The sequence below is a fragment of the Eubacterium limosum genome, from assembly GCF_000807675.2.
Taxonomy (GTDB): Bacteria; Bacillota; Clostridia; order Eubacteriales; family Eubacteriaceae; genus Eubacterium; species Eubacterium limosum.
The window spans coordinates 1,015,597-1,029,769 of sequence record NZ_CP019962.1 but is presented as its reverse complement, the minus strand read 5'-3'; the positions used below and the strand labels follow the sequence as shown (position 1 = coordinate 1,029,769).

Below are 14,173 nucleotides of genomic sequence, written 5' to 3'. Positions count from 1 at the left end.
TATCCAGCATATCAATCTCATAGACTGTACACCCTCCGATGAACGCCTCTATTTTAGCAAAAGGTATTTAGAATGTCAATATATAACAAGCGGTTTACTCAAAGGGAATGACAATTTCCGTCATATATTTATTTTCGTTTCCCCTGAAAATGGCGCCCGGTCCTTTTATGTATTTTTCCCGTGATGGAATCAACAGCTTCAGGTCCTGTGCCCTGGAGTAATCCAGCAAGGCCTTGTAAGCGTGATTAAACTGGCTGTAGCTGCCCTGATGTATGGTCGAAACAGCACGTTCCACTGCCGGGAGCGTTCTGCACTCAATTCCAGCGGCTTCAATATAGCGCTTGACAGGCACACAGATTTCGATATCCGCTTTTTCCTGGTAGGCTTCATTGTAGTACAGGTTAAAGGGGATACCACCAGCGTTCCCCTTCACCGCCTTATAGATCCTGGCGATATATTTCCCCACCTCACTGTAAAGACCCTGATAGCGAATAGATGCGACAATTACGGGTTCCAGACGTTTTACCTCAATTTTATACTGCATAGGGCTTTCCTCCTGACCGGTTGGTTCGATATAGAGGGAGATTTTTTTCAGCAGTTTCTTTTCCTTTTCAATTTTATGCTCGATCATGGCTTTCTTTTCTTCCAGAAAATAGGCCAGATCGGTGTCCTCGTCAAAGTTTTCCATAACATCCCGCAGTTCGGAGATGGAAAATTCAAAGGACCGCAGCAGCGCAACCAGCTGTGCCCGTTTGAAATCCTCTTCGCTGTAGTAACGGTAGCCATTCTGACTGTCCCGATGGGATGGCACCAGGATTCCCTGCTCGTCATAATAGCGCAGAGCCTTGACCGTTAAATTGGTTATTTTGGAAAATTCACTGATTCTGTACATGATTCTCACCTCATATTTATCATACAGCCTGCCCCGCAGGGGAAGGTCAATCCCTTTCTACAGATACCCCAGCACCGTTTCCACCAGAAGCACCGCCGCACAGGCAAACACAGCCACTGTAACCAGCCCTTTTTCCTTCATGGCCAGAAGAATGGCGACGATCAGCCCCGCAGTGGCAGAGTACAGGCTTCCAGTCGAATAGAAAATAGCCGGAAAAGTCATGGTTCCCAATACCGCGTAAGGCACATAATAGAGAAAGGATTTCACAAACTTGCTTTCTATTTTCTTTTTAAACAGAGCCAGCGGCAGCACGCGTATCAGGTAAGTAACGCCCGCCATAACCAGGATGTATATTAGCAAAGTCGTCGTCATATTTCCTCCTCCTCACTGATGGGAAAGAACCAGGCGCCAAAGGCCGACGCGGCAATAGTGCAGATGATAATGGTAAAACCCGTTGATACCTGGCTCAGGATTGGCGCAAAGGTAAAAATACAGCTTAGTGCCACTGCAAAGATCAACACGGCTCTGACCGATTTTTTCTTTCTTGCCGGCGGTATGATAATGGCGATAAACATACCGTAAATGGCGATTCCCAGAGCGGAACGTATGAACTCCGGAAGAATAGTGCTGGCCGCCGCGCCAATGAGGGTTCCGCCCGACCAGCCAATATAAGGCATCACCATCAGGCCAAACATGTACCATTTTCCCAGCTTTCCAGGCTGCCCGCTGCTCACGGCAAAGATTTCATCGGTGTTTCCAAAGGCGATCAGGCAGCGCTCCAGGGTCGTCACAGAGTCTTCCAGTTTTTGCGACAAGGACAAAGACATGAGCGCATACCGCAGATTGATGATCAGCTGAGTAAGCGCCATCTCCACAAAGGGAGCGCCAAGTACAATCAAATCCAGCCCGGCAAACTGCCCCGCTGAAGTCAGGTTTGTCATGGAAATAAGTACCGCAGACCAGGCAGGAAGCCCCTGGGTGACGGCCATCATTCCAAAGGTAAAAGCCACTGACAGGTAGCCCAGACCTATGGGAATCCCATCCTGCAATCCCTTTGCGAAGCTGTTGTTAATGATGATCTTCTCTTCTGTCGTTTCCATTCCTACTCCTCATAAACTTCAAATTCAATTTTTCGTACCTTTGGCTCCTCACCGCAGACCCAGAGTTCGTAATCCGGAGCCAGCTCCAGACGTCTTAAAAAGACGCCTCCGGCCTGGCAGCCCTCGTCAAGGATTTGGTATTCTTCCCCTCTTTGCTGTATCTCAAAGGCACTCAGCGGCAAGGCAAAGCCCAGGCCCCGGTATTTCATATAGCTTTCCTTCTGCGCCCACAGCCTGTAAAATGCCTGCGTCCGTTTTTCATCGTCCAGAGATTCCAGCCTGCGGACCTCTCCGGGCGACATAAAGCGCTTTGCCAGGGGCATCAGCCGTTTTGTCCGGTCAATGAGCTGCACGTCCACTCCCACCGGGTTTTGGGACACCGCGCACACCAGATAATCTCCCGAGTGTGAACCGTTAAAGTGCAGACTGGGGTATTCTTTCAAAAAAGGCTTTCCATAGCGGTTCTTTTCCACTTTCACCGGAACTGGCAGCCCCTTTTTCTCAAATATTTTATTTAAGAGCACCTCGACATGCACTGTTTTTCCTGTAACCGAAAAAAAATGCGTATCCAGTGTGTACACATCAATCATGGATTTTCCTCCAAAAGGTGATAACACTACTATTATACGCATTTTTTTACTGTAACTCAATTTTATTTTTAGGGAATTCCCTAAATCAACCTTTATTCCACTGCGGTATCCGTTTCTTTTACGATCTTCTTATCTTCCCCTGTACCCACATGCTTTTTAGCATAACGGCGCACCAGCAGCGAAGCACCAATACTCAGCACAGCGCACACGATAAGGATCAGGAAAATAGTGGTAAAGGCCGCGTTGCCCTGTCTGTCGATCATACCGCCAAACCACTGGTGCATAAAGCTTTCCGGTAAAAAGCCAATGACAGAGACCATTCCGGTTGCCGCGCCGAATATATGAATGGGCACCCTGGTTTCTGTGAGCTGTGACGACGCAATGCCAAAGGCACCGTTTCCCACAAAGCCCAGAACCACCATGATCACCGCAACGACAATGGCCATGGCCGCTGTTTTCGGCAGGATCAGGAAAGAGCCGTAGCAGAGCGCAGCCACTGCGGAAATAACCATAATAACCTTGGCCGGTGAATTTATTTTTTCCGCCACCTTTCCAAGAATCGGCGATGAGATCAGAGTGATGCCGTAAGTCCGTATCATTCCCACTACAGATACCAGGCCCAGGGACGCACCGAAAACATTTGTCAAAAACGGCGTGGTGTAATTCATGCCCTGATAGACAAAACAGATAAAAAACATGGAAATGGAGGCCAGCCACACACCCGGATGCTTCAGTGCTTCGGCAAACTCTGACAGGTTAAAGGACTTGCCGTCGGTTTTAATTTCTCCTTCAAATTTAGGGATAAAGAAAAAGGAGAGGATGCCAAACAGCAGGATAATGGCGCCCATAATGATCAGCACCGTAGTCACTCCCCTGGTCTGGTCAGCGATCATCCCGAAAACACCGAGGGCGATCATGTTGAAGATAAGTCCTGCCACACCGTAAAGGCCGTAGCTGAAGCCAATATTCTTAGGGTATTCCTCCTCAGAGGATACCAGACGGACCAGCTTGAAACGGGTGCCCCACCAGATTAGAATGGTAGTGACTGCCATCAGCCCAAAAATAAAGAGCAGTACGCCGTAAGACGGCATGGCAGCGTACCAGAATACGGCCAGGGCCGTCGCAGCAAAGCCTACCCAGGCCAGAGTCCGCACCCTGACCTTATCTGCTACAATACCAGAAGGTATATATAGAATCGTCGCCATAATGCCATACATTCCCACCAGCGCGCCGAGCTGCTCATTGGACACGCCAAGGCCCACCATCAGCGGTTCATAAAAGACGTTTTTTAAATAAACCGGCATATAGATTATAGAGCTTCCCATACTGATAAGCACAATGAGAAACATTTTGTGAAATCTGGTCAAGTCACTCAGCTTTTTTTCACCCTTTAAAAAATTCATTGATTACCTCACTTTTTATTTACATAAGGATCACCGATCCCCATTGAGCTTAAATATCAAATTTATATTGTTCCGGCAGCTCAGTGTTCAACAGCTTTTTCTGTTCCAGCGTGGTATCTGGCAGCTCATAGGCCTCCATGCGGGCGTCATAGACCTTCCTGGCGCGATCCCGGATATCGCCCTGTTCTTCACGGGTGTTCTCCTTACAGCCCTTACGGTTAAACACCTCGGAGGCCAGATAGTTATCTTCCCGGTATTCCTTAGGGGTACGTCCTCCCAGGAAGTTTCCTCTTGGCCCTACCTTCGTGATATCCTTCAGCGCTTTTTCCTTTCGCTTATCTGACACTTCAAAGCCCCTGCGCAGACGCATGAGATAGCGGATGGTTTCTTCGTCCATAATAAATTTTTCATAGCTGGTCAGATTAAAACTGCCCATAGTGCCGCAGCCGTGAGGAATCATTGCTGACTGGCTCAGCATCGGGGCCATCAGCCCCACAAAGGATTCAACGCCCGCCTGGTAATCGGCCTTAAAGGCATCCCCCAGAGCGCCGCCGACACGTACCGGAATTTTATAGAAATTTGCCAGGGCAATGTGTCCCAGTGTGATCAAAGCAAATTCCGGCGCGCCCATGCACAGCTGCACATAGCGCATATCCGACATGGAGGAAAGACTGGTATATAATACCGGAAGGCCCGGATTCATGAGCTGGGATAAAACCACGATGGATAAAATTGCCGCCGCATCCTCTACAACCGATCCATACAGAGAGCCCGGTGCGGTCAGGTTCGTCATGGAGCAGGCCGTAATGCTGATGGGCTGGTTTTCCTTAATAAAGCCCATAAAATGATCCATGGCCTCCCAGCCAACACCCAGCGGTGAAATAACGCAGGTGCCGCTGTAAATAACATACTTGTCATCATAGCCATAATATTTTTTGGCAAACTGGATATTTTCACGCACCCCCTGAGCCACGCTGCCTTTTTTGTAATTGTGGATGGTCGCGCCCAAAATATTGTAGATGGGCTTATGGCTGTATTTCATCAGCAGCGCCGTCTGCGCCAGCAGCGAATCCTTAGTTTTATCAAGACCCGGTACGTCCACCGCAATTTCACTGGTAACCTGCATTACATCTGAGGTATCAATAAGCTTGTAAAAGTTGACCAAATCATCAGTATTGGTATCTGAATAAGAACCGTCAAAATTGAGTACCATCGGCGTGCCGTTTGTTGGGATAACCACTGGATCGTGGTCGAGACCGACCTGTACTGTGCGGTCAAAGCCCTGCAGTTCAAAGTTTGCCGGAACGGTCTGGAGTGCTTTGTTCAAAAGAACCTCTCCAATATAAACTGTACCGTTTTCTACCCTCGCGCCATGCTGTTCAAAAATTCCAAGCGCTTCGTCATTCTCGATCTTAACCCCAACTTTGCTTAAAACGCGTAAAACACCCTCATGCAGATTTTCAACGTCATCCTTTGCAAAAAACACATCTGTTAAACTGTTACGAATCATTTGTCTCTCTCCTTAAATATCTCAAAATCTTTTCTAGCTAGTTGATGCTGTATATTAATGCAAGGTTTGTGCCAAAACAGCTTTCTCTGTTTCTCACAGTTTTTTGATTTTTATGTTTAGAAAATCGTTTATTTTTAATACACCCATCATATATTTCCTTTTCTATTTCCTTTATAAAAAGCTCATTAAGGGGAATTGCCAGTTTGACTCACAAATGATACAATTGACCTAAAAATAAAACAAAAGCAAAACAAACTTATTTTTACGAAGCAGAGAGGGCTGAAAATGAAAAAATTTGACCATGATCCTGAATACAGCGCTTATCTGGACAGCCTGCCCAGGGAAATGCTGTTGTCTATATTGGAGCATTGTTATAATGAAATTTTTGTCAATGACCGAGATGGCAGGATCGTCTATGTAAACCCAGCCTGTATCCGCCATTATGGCCTGAAACCTGAGGACCTGGTCCACGCTAAAAACACTGATGTTTTTCAGGGGAACTGGACGCCCATGGCTCTGGACTACGCCATGGATGAAAAGCGCATTATCTTTGCCAAGCAGCGCTTTATCCCCGCCGACGAAGAGCTGGTTACCATTTTGACCCCGGTTCTGGACGATAAAGGCAGTGTGGAGCTCGTTATCGGCAATGTTCAGGAAAATGAAATTACTCACTGGGACGTTTCCTATAAGGATGACGACCTGAAAACCGGCCGGCGGCATAAGAGCAGTCATTTTAACTCCAACGAAACGCCCATCATCAGCCGTTCCTTTAACTATTGGAAAATCATCACCGAGCTCAAGCAGATCTCAGACTCCACCATTCCTGTTCTCCTGCTGGGCGAATCCGGCACAGGGAAAACCTATGTGGCTGAATATATCCATGAGAACAGCGGACGCGAAGGGCTGTTCATCACCCTCAACTGTACCGCCATTCCTGAATCCCTGTTGGAATCCGAGCTTTTCGGCTACGCGCCCGGAGCCTTTACAGGCGCCAGCAGCAAGGGGAAAATAGGCCTGATCGAAATGGCCAACAACGGCACATTGTTTTTGGATGAAATCGGCGACCTGCCCCTCTACCTTCAGGCCAAGCTTCTGGATGTGCTTGAAAACCAGCGGTATATTCCCGTCGGCGGCACAAAAATGAAGCACGTAAACATCCGCATCATCACTGCCACCAACAAAGATATTGACACACTGGTAAAAGAGGGGAAATTTCGCGAGGACCTTTACTGGCGTATCAGTACCTTTAATACCATTTTGCCGCCGCTGAGAAAACGGAGAGATGATATTCTCCCCCTGTCTAACTTTTTCCTCAAGCTGTTTAATGAAAAATACGAAAAAAATAAGACCTTCTCGCAGGAGGTCCTCAGCGCCTTTATGCGCTACAACTGGCCCGGCAATGTGCGCCAACTCAAAAATATGATCGAGCGCCTGGTGGTCGTCACCATGGGCAATATCATCGACCTCCAAAAGCTCCCGGAAACCATGTTTAGAGAAAACCGCAATACCCCAGACAACAGCGCTCTTACCCTTGACGAACGTGTGGAGGCATTAAAAAAGGACATCGTCCGCGATGCCTATAGAAAAAACCAGACCGTCCGCAGGGCTGCCGCCGCACTTGGCATTACCGCCTCCAAAGCACAACGGCTGATTAAGGAGTACTGCGGAGATTTACAAAAAAATTATGAAGGGTAGATTTACCCTTCATAATTTTTTCTTATAACCTGCATTATCTGCCTGGAAGCCATTCGTTTCGTAAAAACGGCAGGCATCTTTCCGATTCTCTTCTGTTACTAGAATGATCTGGGTACATCTTCGTTCTTTTGCCTGCTTTTCCAGAGCGCCAAGCAGAGCCTTACCAATGCCGCTCTGACGGCAGGATTTATCTACAATCATATTTTCAAGCACCATAAAAGGGCAGTAGTTCCCATAGAGGTCCTCACAGATTATGCCCATCACCGACCCAACAAGGCAGCTGTCTTGTTCTGCACATAGAAGAATGTGGTTATCTGTTTTTTCAAGGCGCCTGAATTGGCGCTCCATTGCTCCGACGTCTGAGGGCTCTCTCCAGAACTGGTAATAAAGCCTGGCAAGCTCTGGCATGTCGGAAAACTGCATTTTTCTTATTTTCACAGCTATCCCATCCTTTTGAGCTGTTCCATCTGTCTTCTGAAGTCCGCTTTGTTTTCCTCTGGGGTCTTGGTAGGATCTGGTGTATCGAAATAGCGGTGGCAGGGCAGCTCTCCGCATTTTCCACAATGAGGCTTTTTCCTCTCAAGAATACAGCATTCATAAATACCGCAGATATCTCCTCCGGTATACTCAAGCCAGAAAGCTTTCCCCTCAATGGCTGGACAGCCCGGACAGGTTTCAGGGTAATACTCACAGCTTGTACAGACAACGCCGCAGCAACTGATGATTTCTTTCATGATATTCCCTCCTTAAGGATTCGTGGAACAAATGGCTTCTTTAAACCCAGCATAACGGAACTAAAGGCTTCTGTCAATCTTTTTACAGTCTGTATAAAAAACTTGAGAGACGAAGCCTTTTACCTAAGAAAGAAAAAAACGTTCTGCGGGCACTGCCCTCACACCGATATCTGTTTCACTAAAGTTGATACTTCATCTCGCCAGTGTCCGGCTGGGCGGATAATTTTACACGATTTCTGGCCGTTATTCAAAGCGCCTGAACTTTTTTTCTTATCTGGATAAAAGGCGCAGTCTCAAGCCGCGGCACTTTTGGCAGTTTGAAACGAAGGGCTCGTGCCTTTCGTTCATTACCCATTATTCTACAAATCAACTTTTTCAAACCGCCGAATGGAAACACGGCAGGCCACCAACATTCCCAATATGTAAATTACGACTCCGGCTGCCAGAATCGGCAGCTGTCTCAGCATCATAGATGGGTTGGTAGTATCCAGATATGTACCGGGCACCGGAAAATGCACCAGGGCTTCCATCACAATAATATACAGCCACAGAGGGATCTGCGCTATGACAAAAGCTTTTCCAACATTGTAGGCTGTTTTATAAAACTGTGTCAGGAATATCACGTTAAAAATGGTAAACATGATCAATACAAAGCCATAAAATGCAGGATTCGGCTCAATCCCTACCGGATTCGGCGGCAGCACATACGCCCGCAGAACCGCGAAGGGAACAGAGATAAGCACCTCGCCAAGCTCCACCAGCACTACCAGAAGGCATCTTGCCCTGACAACATCTCCCTTTGAGATGGGCAGCGCTGCGGTATAAAAGGTATCCTTGTTTTCGCGCCCGTTTTGAAAGGTAAAGAAAAGCCCAAGGCAGCCAAAGAAAAACGGAACATAATAGGGATATCCAGGAATCATCAGCATGGCGCCAAAGAACATAAAAATAAACATCGGCGGCAGACTGGTTAAAAGCAGTTCTTTATAAAGCAATGCTCTCATCATATTTTTTCCTTTCCATATGAACCATAATATCTTCCAATGACAATGCCGGGGCGCTTTCGTTATCTTTAAGATACTGGAAATGGCGGATAAATACTTCCCGATCTTCACTGGCGAGAACGGCGCCGTCCTTAATATAGGTAATCGTATCTGCACATTTTTCCAGGTCTGATGTGATGTGCGTAGAAAACAGGATGCTGCGGTCACCTGCCTGCACCAGTTTTTCAAACAAAACCAGAAGATCATCTCTCGATACAGGGTCCAGGCCGCTGGTCGGCTCGTCAAAAATCAAAAGGCTGGCATGGTGTGAAAGCGCCAGTGCTATGAGATATTTAACCCGCATACCAGCTGACAGCTGGTCCACAGTTTTACGCTCATCAAGCTCAAAAAGCTTTAAAGCCTGCTGATACTTTTCGTCATCCCATTTTTCATAAAACCGGCTGGTCACTTTGGTGATGGTCTTTAGCTTCTTTTTGGGATAGTAATCAATTCCTCCCAGCACGACACCGATATTCTGCTTACACCATGCTTCGTTTTGATTAAAATCTTTTCCCATCATTTCAATGGTGCCGCTGTTGGGATGGACCATATTCAGCATGGCCTTGAGGGTGGTGCTCTTTCCTGCCCCGTTTTTTCCAATAAAACCCATAATGCTTCCCTGCTTCACGTCAAAGGAAACCTCCTTTAACTCAAAAGCCGGATATTTTTTGCTGAGATTTTTGACAGATAACAGATTCATCTATTCCTCGCCTCTTTTCACTGCGTCCATGATCTGGGCGGCAAGCTCCATAAAAACATCTTCCTTTACAATGGCAATACCGGCTCTCTCAGGGTCTTCATCGCCGAGAACCATCAGTCGGTCACCGGGTTTTATATCAAAAATTTCGCGTGCTTTTTTGGGGATAACAATCTGCCCGCGCTCTCCCACGCTTACACAGCCGAACATATGCTTATCCTTTGGCGGGATGGCCAGCCCGTCTCTTTCTGTTTCATTATAATTCACAAGGTCATCCAGGCTCACATTGTACATTTCGGCCAACGCGTTACAGTTAATGACATCCGGTGCGCTCTCACCGCTTTCCCATTTTGCCACAGCCTGACGGCTGACGCCGATTCTGGATGCTACCTCCTCCTGCGTATACTGGTTCATTTTCCGGAGTGCTGTCAGATTCATACTTAAATGATTTTTCATATTTTTCATACCTCCTGATACCAATTTTAACAGAATCTGCCGGATTGTCTACCAACCATTATTAACAAAATATGTTTGTTCTGGTTGCATTAAAAAAGAATGCCCTGAGGCATCCTTTAAGCTTCAACCTGCTTTTTACTGATGATGGCTTTGTCTTCCCACTTTTTACTGCGGTAGCGGATATAATTGACCAAAAGACCGACGCCCCATCCCATGGGGATAGACCACCAGATTGCGCTGGAACCGATCATTCCTGCCAGAATATACGCTGCTGCGATACGGACAACAAAGTTTGAAAGAGAGCCCATCATAAAGGCTGTGGCATCTCCTGCACCGCGCAGCACACTGCCGGCTGAAAACATGAGTCCCATGACCACATAAAACACTGAAACGATACGGATATACTCAACGCCAACCTGAATAACACCCGCGTCTGCCACAGAATCCACAAAAGCGCCGATAAAGACATCCCCGAATAAAAAGATCAGCCCGGAAATCGCAAGGCACATGATTACAACAATTAGAATTGTTACCTTAAAACCCTCGTAAACACGCTCTGTACGGCCAGCGCCGATATTCTGCGCCGTAAAGGTGGACAGCGACATGGTGACGCTGAGCAATGGCTGAATCGCGATGGAGTCGATCTTAGTCGCTGCGGTATACCCTGCGATAAAGACCGAGCCAAAGCTGTTTACCAGGCCCTGGATTGCCATCATCGAGAACGATACAATACACTGCTGCACCGTTGAGGGAATGGCATAGGCCAGCAGATCTTTCAGCATTTTAAAATCAAAAACACAGTCTTCCCTGTGGAGCTTGAGCACCGGCACTTTAAAATAAACATAGATCAGGCAGGTAACTGCCGATACGCCCTGGGCGATCAGCGTAGCCCAGGCCACACCAGCCACACCCATGTTAAAATAAATAACAAATACCAAATCCAGCACAATATTCAAAAGAGCCGCGACAATCAAAAAATACAGTGGGGTTTTTGAATCGCCGACTGCACGGCATATTGCGGCCAGGCCGTTATAGGTAAACAAAAAAATGCAGCCCATGTAATAGATGTTTATGTAGGTGGACGCGCCTTCAAAAATATTGGCCGGCGTCTGGATCAAATGCAGCAGCCAGTCCGAAATCGCAAGGCCCAGCACACAAACCACAGCTCCGACCGCCAAAATAAAAACCATGCTGGTAAACACCGCACGGCGCATATTTTTCTTGTCCCCCGCACCAAAATACTGGGAAATAAGTACAGAACAGCCCATACTCAGCCCCATGGCGACCGCCACCAGTAAAAATACCATTGCCGCCGTCGAGCCCACCGCTGCCAGCGCATCTGCGCCGACATAATTTCCAACAATAACGGTATCAACAATATTGTAAAGCTGCTGAAAAATGTTTCCGAGCAGCATGGGCAGCATAAAAACCATTAAAATTTTCGCCGGTTTGCCCCGGGTCATATCATTAACCATAAATTTTCACTCTCCTCCAAAATTCTCATTTTTAAGACGGCCTGCCTCAGCCGTCACTTTCCTGATTAAGCTTCCAAACTTTTACTGCTATCCTTTCTGACAGCTCATCAAACAAGGCCTTTTCCTCTTCTGTAAATTCTGCCATCACTTCTTCTTCCAGCTGCCTTCTGCTTTCCTTGATAAGAACTACCGCCTTATTGCCGGCCTCGGTCAGATAAACGCGCTTTTCTCTTTTGCTTTCACAGTTGGTTTCACGTTTAATGAGCCCCATATCTTCCAGCGCGGACAGCGTTTTTGCCACAGTGGTTTTGTTAAACTGAAAAAAACGGGCAATGGCGTGCTGGTTAACACCGTCATTGTGTTTTAAATACAAAAGAATGGACTGCTCTGTATTATTGAGCTGCATACCGCCCAGCCGCTTTTGAAATAAGATTTCGCTGTGGCGGTAAATGATTGAGATATTTTTAAAAAACATCGTTTCCTCCATATCGTTTGGCCGTAAACAGTTTCTAGCTAAACAGTTTACCTATAAACTATTTTAAATTTAATTTTGTTTTTTGTCAATCAAAAAAAACAGGCAGATCGCCTGTTTTTCGTTTTCTAATTTTGACTGCCCAGCAGATTTTTAAGCTCTGGGATATATGATTCCAGTGAAACCGCCGCGGTTTTTACCTGTTCGTTAGCTGAGGACAGTGCGTCATAATCTTTGTTTTCGATACCGGTTTTATATTTTGCCACCGCTGGTTTAAGCTGATTTGCCACATCGGTAAGCTTACTGTGGAGATCCACGTAATCCTGCGGCACCTTATCATAACTGATAACAGCGTCACAGGCTTTATCAACCTGATCCAGCTGCTTATCCATATCCGATACCCACGCGCTGTCAGACAGGGAGTCCTCTGTAAAGCCTGACAGTTTATCCTGAATATTCTGTACAGTGGTGGTCATCGAAGTAAACTGGCTGCCCAGAAATCCAAGGTACTCAGCCTTTCCTGCCGGCCCGTCCTTACTGCCGCAGCCGGCCAATACCAATGAGGTTACCAGGACCGCCACAGTAGACATAAAAAGCTTCTTTTTAACTTTCATGTTTTCCTCCGCAGCCCCCACAGCTGCCGCAGCCCTTTCCTGAAGCTCTGCAGCACGCAGCGATTGTGTCTTCTGTAATGCCAAACCAGTTAGCGATCTCCGTATTGGACGGGTAACCGCCCTGCTTTACCAGCACACCATCGATCAGGGTAATGGGCAGAACCTCGGGTCCTTCGGCGTCCAGCAGGTTTTCAACCATTTCGTTTTCGGCAAAATCCTTTTTCATTCCGATTATATCATAGCGCTTCACCGTTTCCCCGGCGTTAACAAGTGCCTGAATCACCGCGTCCACCCGCGCGTCTTCATCCGACACGTCAATGGCCGCCGGCTCGAAAAGCTCTAATACTTTCATTCGAATCCTCCCAGTTTATAATGATCTCATTGTAACACTGAAATCTTAATAAATTCAGTTAAAAGTAAAGATATCCTATCCAGACCACAAAAAAACAGCCCTTCCATCATTTTCAAGGCTGTTTTTCTACCGCTTTAGAGCAGCGCGCCCAGAATATCCTCCCGGCCTGCCGCCATGCCATGTCCCGGCAAAAACTGCTGACAATTGGTTTCGAGCAGCTTTTGCAAAGAATTTTTTACCTGTGTCTCATCGTTGGCAAAGGGTGGATAGACCTGCTTGCTTCTATGGATAATAGCATCGCCAACCAATGCAATATCTTCATTCAAAATCAGACTCATGGAGCCCTTTGTATGGCCTGGTGTGTGCAGCACGCGCATTCCTGGTCCAATGTACTGTCCATTTTCAACCGCCATGACGTTTCTGCAGGGCTCAAAGCAGGTCCAAAGCCCAAGGACTCCCGCTGCCCTCACAATTTTCCGGGTAATGGGAATTGTTCCCCGGGGCAGCGGGCAGCAGCCGTCCCGAAGGGCTGTCCGCTCATGGGCATGTACGTAGACCAGGCAATTGAATTTCTTCTGAAAACAGGCGGCATTTCCCACATGATCGGTATGGACGTGGGTTAAAATAATGCCGTCAAGCCCGCTGATTCCAAGCTTTTTAAGCTGCCGTTCAATACTTTGGCGCTCCATCACCACGCCGGTATCCACCAGATAGACAGCGCCGGCACACTGAACCACATAGCAATTGCACCTTAATGTATTTAACCGCTCAATGGCAATCCCGCCTGAGGTTGTCCATCTTTTCATTTCCATCCCCCCTTTCTGTCGATTCACATCCTTTATCCCGCCTTGACAGGCCTCCATAACAAGCGTACAATAAATTCATTCTGATTACAAGCGAGGATAAACATGGAACCTATCTACCCTACCGATATTTATGAATACCTTCCTCACAGCAACTGCAAACGCTGCGGGGAAGACAACTGCATGGCTTTTGCCGACAAGCTGTCTAAAAATGAAGCCAATCTCAGCAGCTGCGCCCCGCTCCGGCTTCCTGAACAGGAGAAGAACCGGAAAGCGGTGGAAAAACTGCTGAATAGCTGACGTTTGCTTCGTTGCGCTCGTCCGTTCGCTGTCGCTCCTC

At 47.2% G+C, this 14,173-nt stretch carries 18 protein-coding genes; 2 read left to right on the top strand and 16 right to left on the bottom strand.

Going from position 1 to position 14,173, the window contains the following annotated elements; all coding sequences use genetic code 11:
* Positions 1 to 94: 94 nt before the first annotated feature.
* The 6 genes from B2M23_RS04730 to mtcB all read right to left on the bottom strand — a co-directional run bounded on the left by B2M23_RS04730 (position 95) and on the right by mtcB (position 5,495).
* Positions 95 to 892, bottom strand: a complete 798-nt coding sequence (locus B2M23_RS04730) for a MerR family transcriptional regulator (protein WP_013378693.1) — start codon at positions 890 to 892, stop codon at positions 95 to 97.
* Between the two features lie 57 nt (positions 893 to 949).
* Entirely contained in the window at positions 950 to 1,264 is a 315-nt protein-coding gene (locus tag B2M23_RS04725; protein WP_013378692.1) for an AzlD domain-containing protein, read from the bottom strand.
* A complete protein-coding gene (locus B2M23_RS04720) occupies positions 1,261 to 1,992 on the bottom strand; it encodes an AzlC family ABC transporter permease (protein WP_013378691.1) in 732 nt (243 codons plus the stop codon). Before B2M23_RS04720 ends, B2M23_RS04725 begins: the two co-directional genes overlap by 4 nt.
* A 2-nt stretch (positions 1,993 to 1,994) precedes the next feature.
* Positions 1,995 to 2,582: a 4'-phosphopantetheinyl transferase family protein gene (locus B2M23_RS04715; RefSeq protein WP_038351885.1), complete on the bottom strand. Its 588-nt coding sequence runs from the start codon at positions 2,580 to 2,582 to the stop codon at positions 1,995 to 1,997.
* Positions 2,583 to 2,674: 92 nt separating this feature from the next.
* A complete protein-coding gene (locus tag B2M23_RS04710) occupies positions 2,675 to 3,985 on the bottom strand; it encodes an MFS transporter (RefSeq protein WP_038351886.1) in 1,311 nt (436 codons plus the stop codon).
* A gap of 49 nt (positions 3,986 to 4,034) precedes the next feature.
* Positions 4,035 to 5,495: an L-carnitine--corrinoid protein Co-methyltransferase MtcB gene (gene mtcB, locus B2M23_RS04705; RefSeq protein ID WP_038351887.1), complete on the bottom strand. Its 1,461-nt coding sequence runs from the start codon at positions 5,493 to 5,495 to the stop codon at positions 4,035 to 4,037.
* A 285-nt stretch (positions 5,496 to 5,780) separates the two neighbouring features.
* Between mtcB and B2M23_RS04700 the strand changes: the two genes are divergently transcribed.
* Positions 5,781 to 7,190: a sigma-54 interaction domain-containing protein gene (locus tag B2M23_RS04700; protein ID WP_052237179.1), complete on the top strand. Its 1,410-nt coding sequence runs from the start codon at positions 5,781 to 5,783 to the stop codon at positions 7,188 to 7,190.
* 9 nt (positions 7,191 to 7,199) lie between these two features.
* On the opposite strand, the gene B2M23_RS04695 is transcribed toward B2M23_RS04700, so the two are convergent.
* From B2M23_RS04695 to B2M23_RS04650, 10 genes are all read right to left on the bottom strand, one after another.
* Positions 7,200 to 7,628 carry a GNAT family N-acetyltransferase gene (locus tag B2M23_RS04695; RefSeq protein ID WP_038351888.1) on the bottom strand — a complete coding sequence of 143 codons (429 nt, stop codon included), beginning with the start codon at positions 7,626 to 7,628 and terminating at the stop codon, positions 7,200 to 7,202.
* A gap of 2 nt (positions 7,629 to 7,630) precedes the next feature.
* Complete coding sequence (locus B2M23_RS04690) at positions 7,631 to 7,924, bottom strand: DUF3795 domain-containing protein (protein WP_038351889.1); 294 nt, start codon at positions 7,922 to 7,924, stop codon at positions 7,631 to 7,633.
* Between the two features lie 359 nt (positions 7,925 to 8,283).
* Complete coding sequence (locus tag B2M23_RS04685) at positions 8,284 to 8,928, bottom strand: ABC-2 transporter permease (RefSeq protein ID WP_038351890.1); 645 nt, start codon at positions 8,926 to 8,928, stop codon at positions 8,284 to 8,286.
* Positions 8,906 to 9,664, bottom strand: coding sequence for an ABC transporter ATP-binding protein (locus tag B2M23_RS04680; RefSeq protein ID WP_038351891.1), 759 nt, complete (start codon positions 9,662 to 9,664; stop codon positions 8,906 to 8,908). The genes B2M23_RS04685 and B2M23_RS04680 overlap by 23 nt, the downstream gene beginning before the upstream one ends.
* Positions 9,665 to 10,117, bottom strand: a complete 453-nt coding sequence (locus B2M23_RS04675; RefSeq protein WP_038351892.1) for a helix-turn-helix domain-containing protein — start codon at positions 10,115 to 10,117, stop codon at positions 9,665 to 9,667.
* 116 nt (positions 10,118 to 10,233) lie between these two features.
* Positions 10,234 to 11,592: an MATE family efflux transporter gene (locus tag B2M23_RS04670; RefSeq protein ID WP_038351893.1), complete on the bottom strand. Its 1,359-nt coding sequence runs from the start codon at positions 11,590 to 11,592 to the stop codon at positions 10,234 to 10,236.
* Positions 11,593 to 11,638: 46 nt separating this feature from the next.
* Positions 11,639 to 12,067, bottom strand: coding sequence for a MarR family winged helix-turn-helix transcriptional regulator (locus tag B2M23_RS04665; RefSeq protein ID WP_013378679.1), 429 nt, complete (start codon positions 12,065 to 12,067; stop codon positions 11,639 to 11,641).
* A 125-nt stretch (positions 12,068 to 12,192) separates the two neighbouring features.
* Positions 12,193 to 12,678, bottom strand: coding sequence for a DUF6376 family protein (locus B2M23_RS04660; RefSeq protein WP_038351894.1), 486 nt, complete (start codon positions 12,676 to 12,678; stop codon positions 12,193 to 12,195).
* Positions 12,668 to 13,030 carry an arsenic metallochaperone ArsD family protein gene (locus B2M23_RS04655; RefSeq protein ID WP_052237180.1) on the bottom strand — a complete coding sequence of 121 codons (363 nt, stop codon included), beginning with the start codon at positions 13,028 to 13,030 and terminating at the stop codon, positions 12,668 to 12,670. The genes B2M23_RS04660 and B2M23_RS04655 overlap by 11 nt, the downstream gene beginning before the upstream one ends.
* Positions 13,031 to 13,164: 134 nt before the next feature.
* Complete coding sequence (locus tag B2M23_RS04650; RefSeq protein WP_038351895.1) at positions 13,165 to 13,836, bottom strand: MBL fold metallo-hydrolase; 672 nt, start codon at positions 13,834 to 13,836, stop codon at positions 13,165 to 13,167.
* A gap of 102 nt (positions 13,837 to 13,938) precedes the next feature.
* Between B2M23_RS04650 and B2M23_RS04645 the strand changes: the two genes are divergently transcribed.
* A complete protein-coding gene (locus B2M23_RS04645; RefSeq protein ID WP_038351896.1) occupies positions 13,939 to 14,133 on the top strand; it encodes a (Fe-S)-binding protein in 195 nt (64 codons plus the stop codon).
* Positions 14,134 to 14,173 lie beyond the last annotated feature (40 nt).

Excerpts from the sequence above, each read along its gene's own strand:
- B2M23_RS04720 (WP_013378691.1), bottom strand. The coding sequence starts at position 1,992 with ATGGAAACGACAGAAGAGAAGATCATCATTAACAACAGCTTCGCAAAG.
- B2M23_RS04700 (WP_052237179.1), top strand. The coding sequence starts at position 5,781 with ATGAAAAAATTTGACCATGATCCTGAATACAGCGCTTATCTGGACAGC.
- B2M23_RS04725 (WP_013378692.1), bottom strand. The coding sequence starts at position 1,264 with ATGACGACGACTTTGCTAATATACATCCTGGTTATGGCGGGCGTTACT.
- B2M23_RS04715 (WP_038351885.1), bottom strand. The coding sequence starts at position 2,582 with ATGATTGATGTGTACACACTGGATACGCATTTTTTTTCGGTTACAGGA.
- B2M23_RS04665 (WP_013378679.1), bottom strand. The coding sequence starts at position 12,067 with ATGTTTTTTAAAAATATCTCAATCATTTACCGCCACAGCGAAATCTTA.
- B2M23_RS04670 (WP_038351893.1), bottom strand. The coding sequence starts at position 11,592 with ATGGTTAATGATATGACCCGGGGCAAACCGGCGAAAATTTTAATGGTT.
- B2M23_RS04685 (WP_038351890.1), bottom strand. The coding sequence starts at position 8,928 with ATGATGAGAGCATTGCTTTATAAAGAACTGCTTTTAACCAGTCTGCCG.
- B2M23_RS04650 (WP_038351895.1), bottom strand. The coding sequence starts at position 13,836 with ATGAAAAGATGGACAACCTCAGGCGGGATTGCCATTGAGCGGTTAAAT.
- B2M23_RS04660 (WP_038351894.1), bottom strand. The coding sequence starts at position 12,678 with ATGAAAGTTAAAAAGAAGCTTTTTATGTCTACTGTGGCGGTCCTGGTA.
- B2M23_RS04680 (WP_038351891.1), bottom strand. The coding sequence starts at position 9,664 with ATGAATCTGTTATCTGTCAAAAATCTCAGCAAAAAATATCCGGCTTTT.
- B2M23_RS04690 (WP_038351889.1), bottom strand. The coding sequence starts at position 7,924 with ATGAAAGAAATCATCAGTTGCTGCGGCGTTGTCTGTACAAGCTGTGAG.
- B2M23_RS04655 (WP_052237180.1), bottom strand. The coding sequence starts at position 13,030 with ATGAAAGTATTAGAGCTTTTCGAGCCGGCGGCCATTGACGTGTCGGAT.
- B2M23_RS04675 (WP_038351892.1), bottom strand. The coding sequence starts at position 10,117 with ATGAAAAATCATTTAAGTATGAATCTGACAGCACTCCGGAAAATGAAC.
- B2M23_RS04645 (WP_038351896.1), top strand. The coding sequence starts at position 13,939 with ATGGAACCTATCTACCCTACCGATATTTATGAATACCTTCCTCACAGC.
- B2M23_RS04730 (WP_013378693.1), bottom strand. The coding sequence starts at position 892 with ATGTACAGAATCAGTGAATTTTCCAAAATAACCAATTTAACGGTCAAG.
- B2M23_RS04710 (WP_038351886.1), bottom strand. The coding sequence starts at position 3,985 with ATGAATTTTTTAAAGGGTGAAAAAAAGCTGAGTGACTTGACCAGATTT.
- mtcB (WP_038351887.1), bottom strand. The coding sequence starts at position 5,495 with ATGATTCGTAACAGTTTAACAGATGTGTTTTTTGCAAAGGATGACGTT.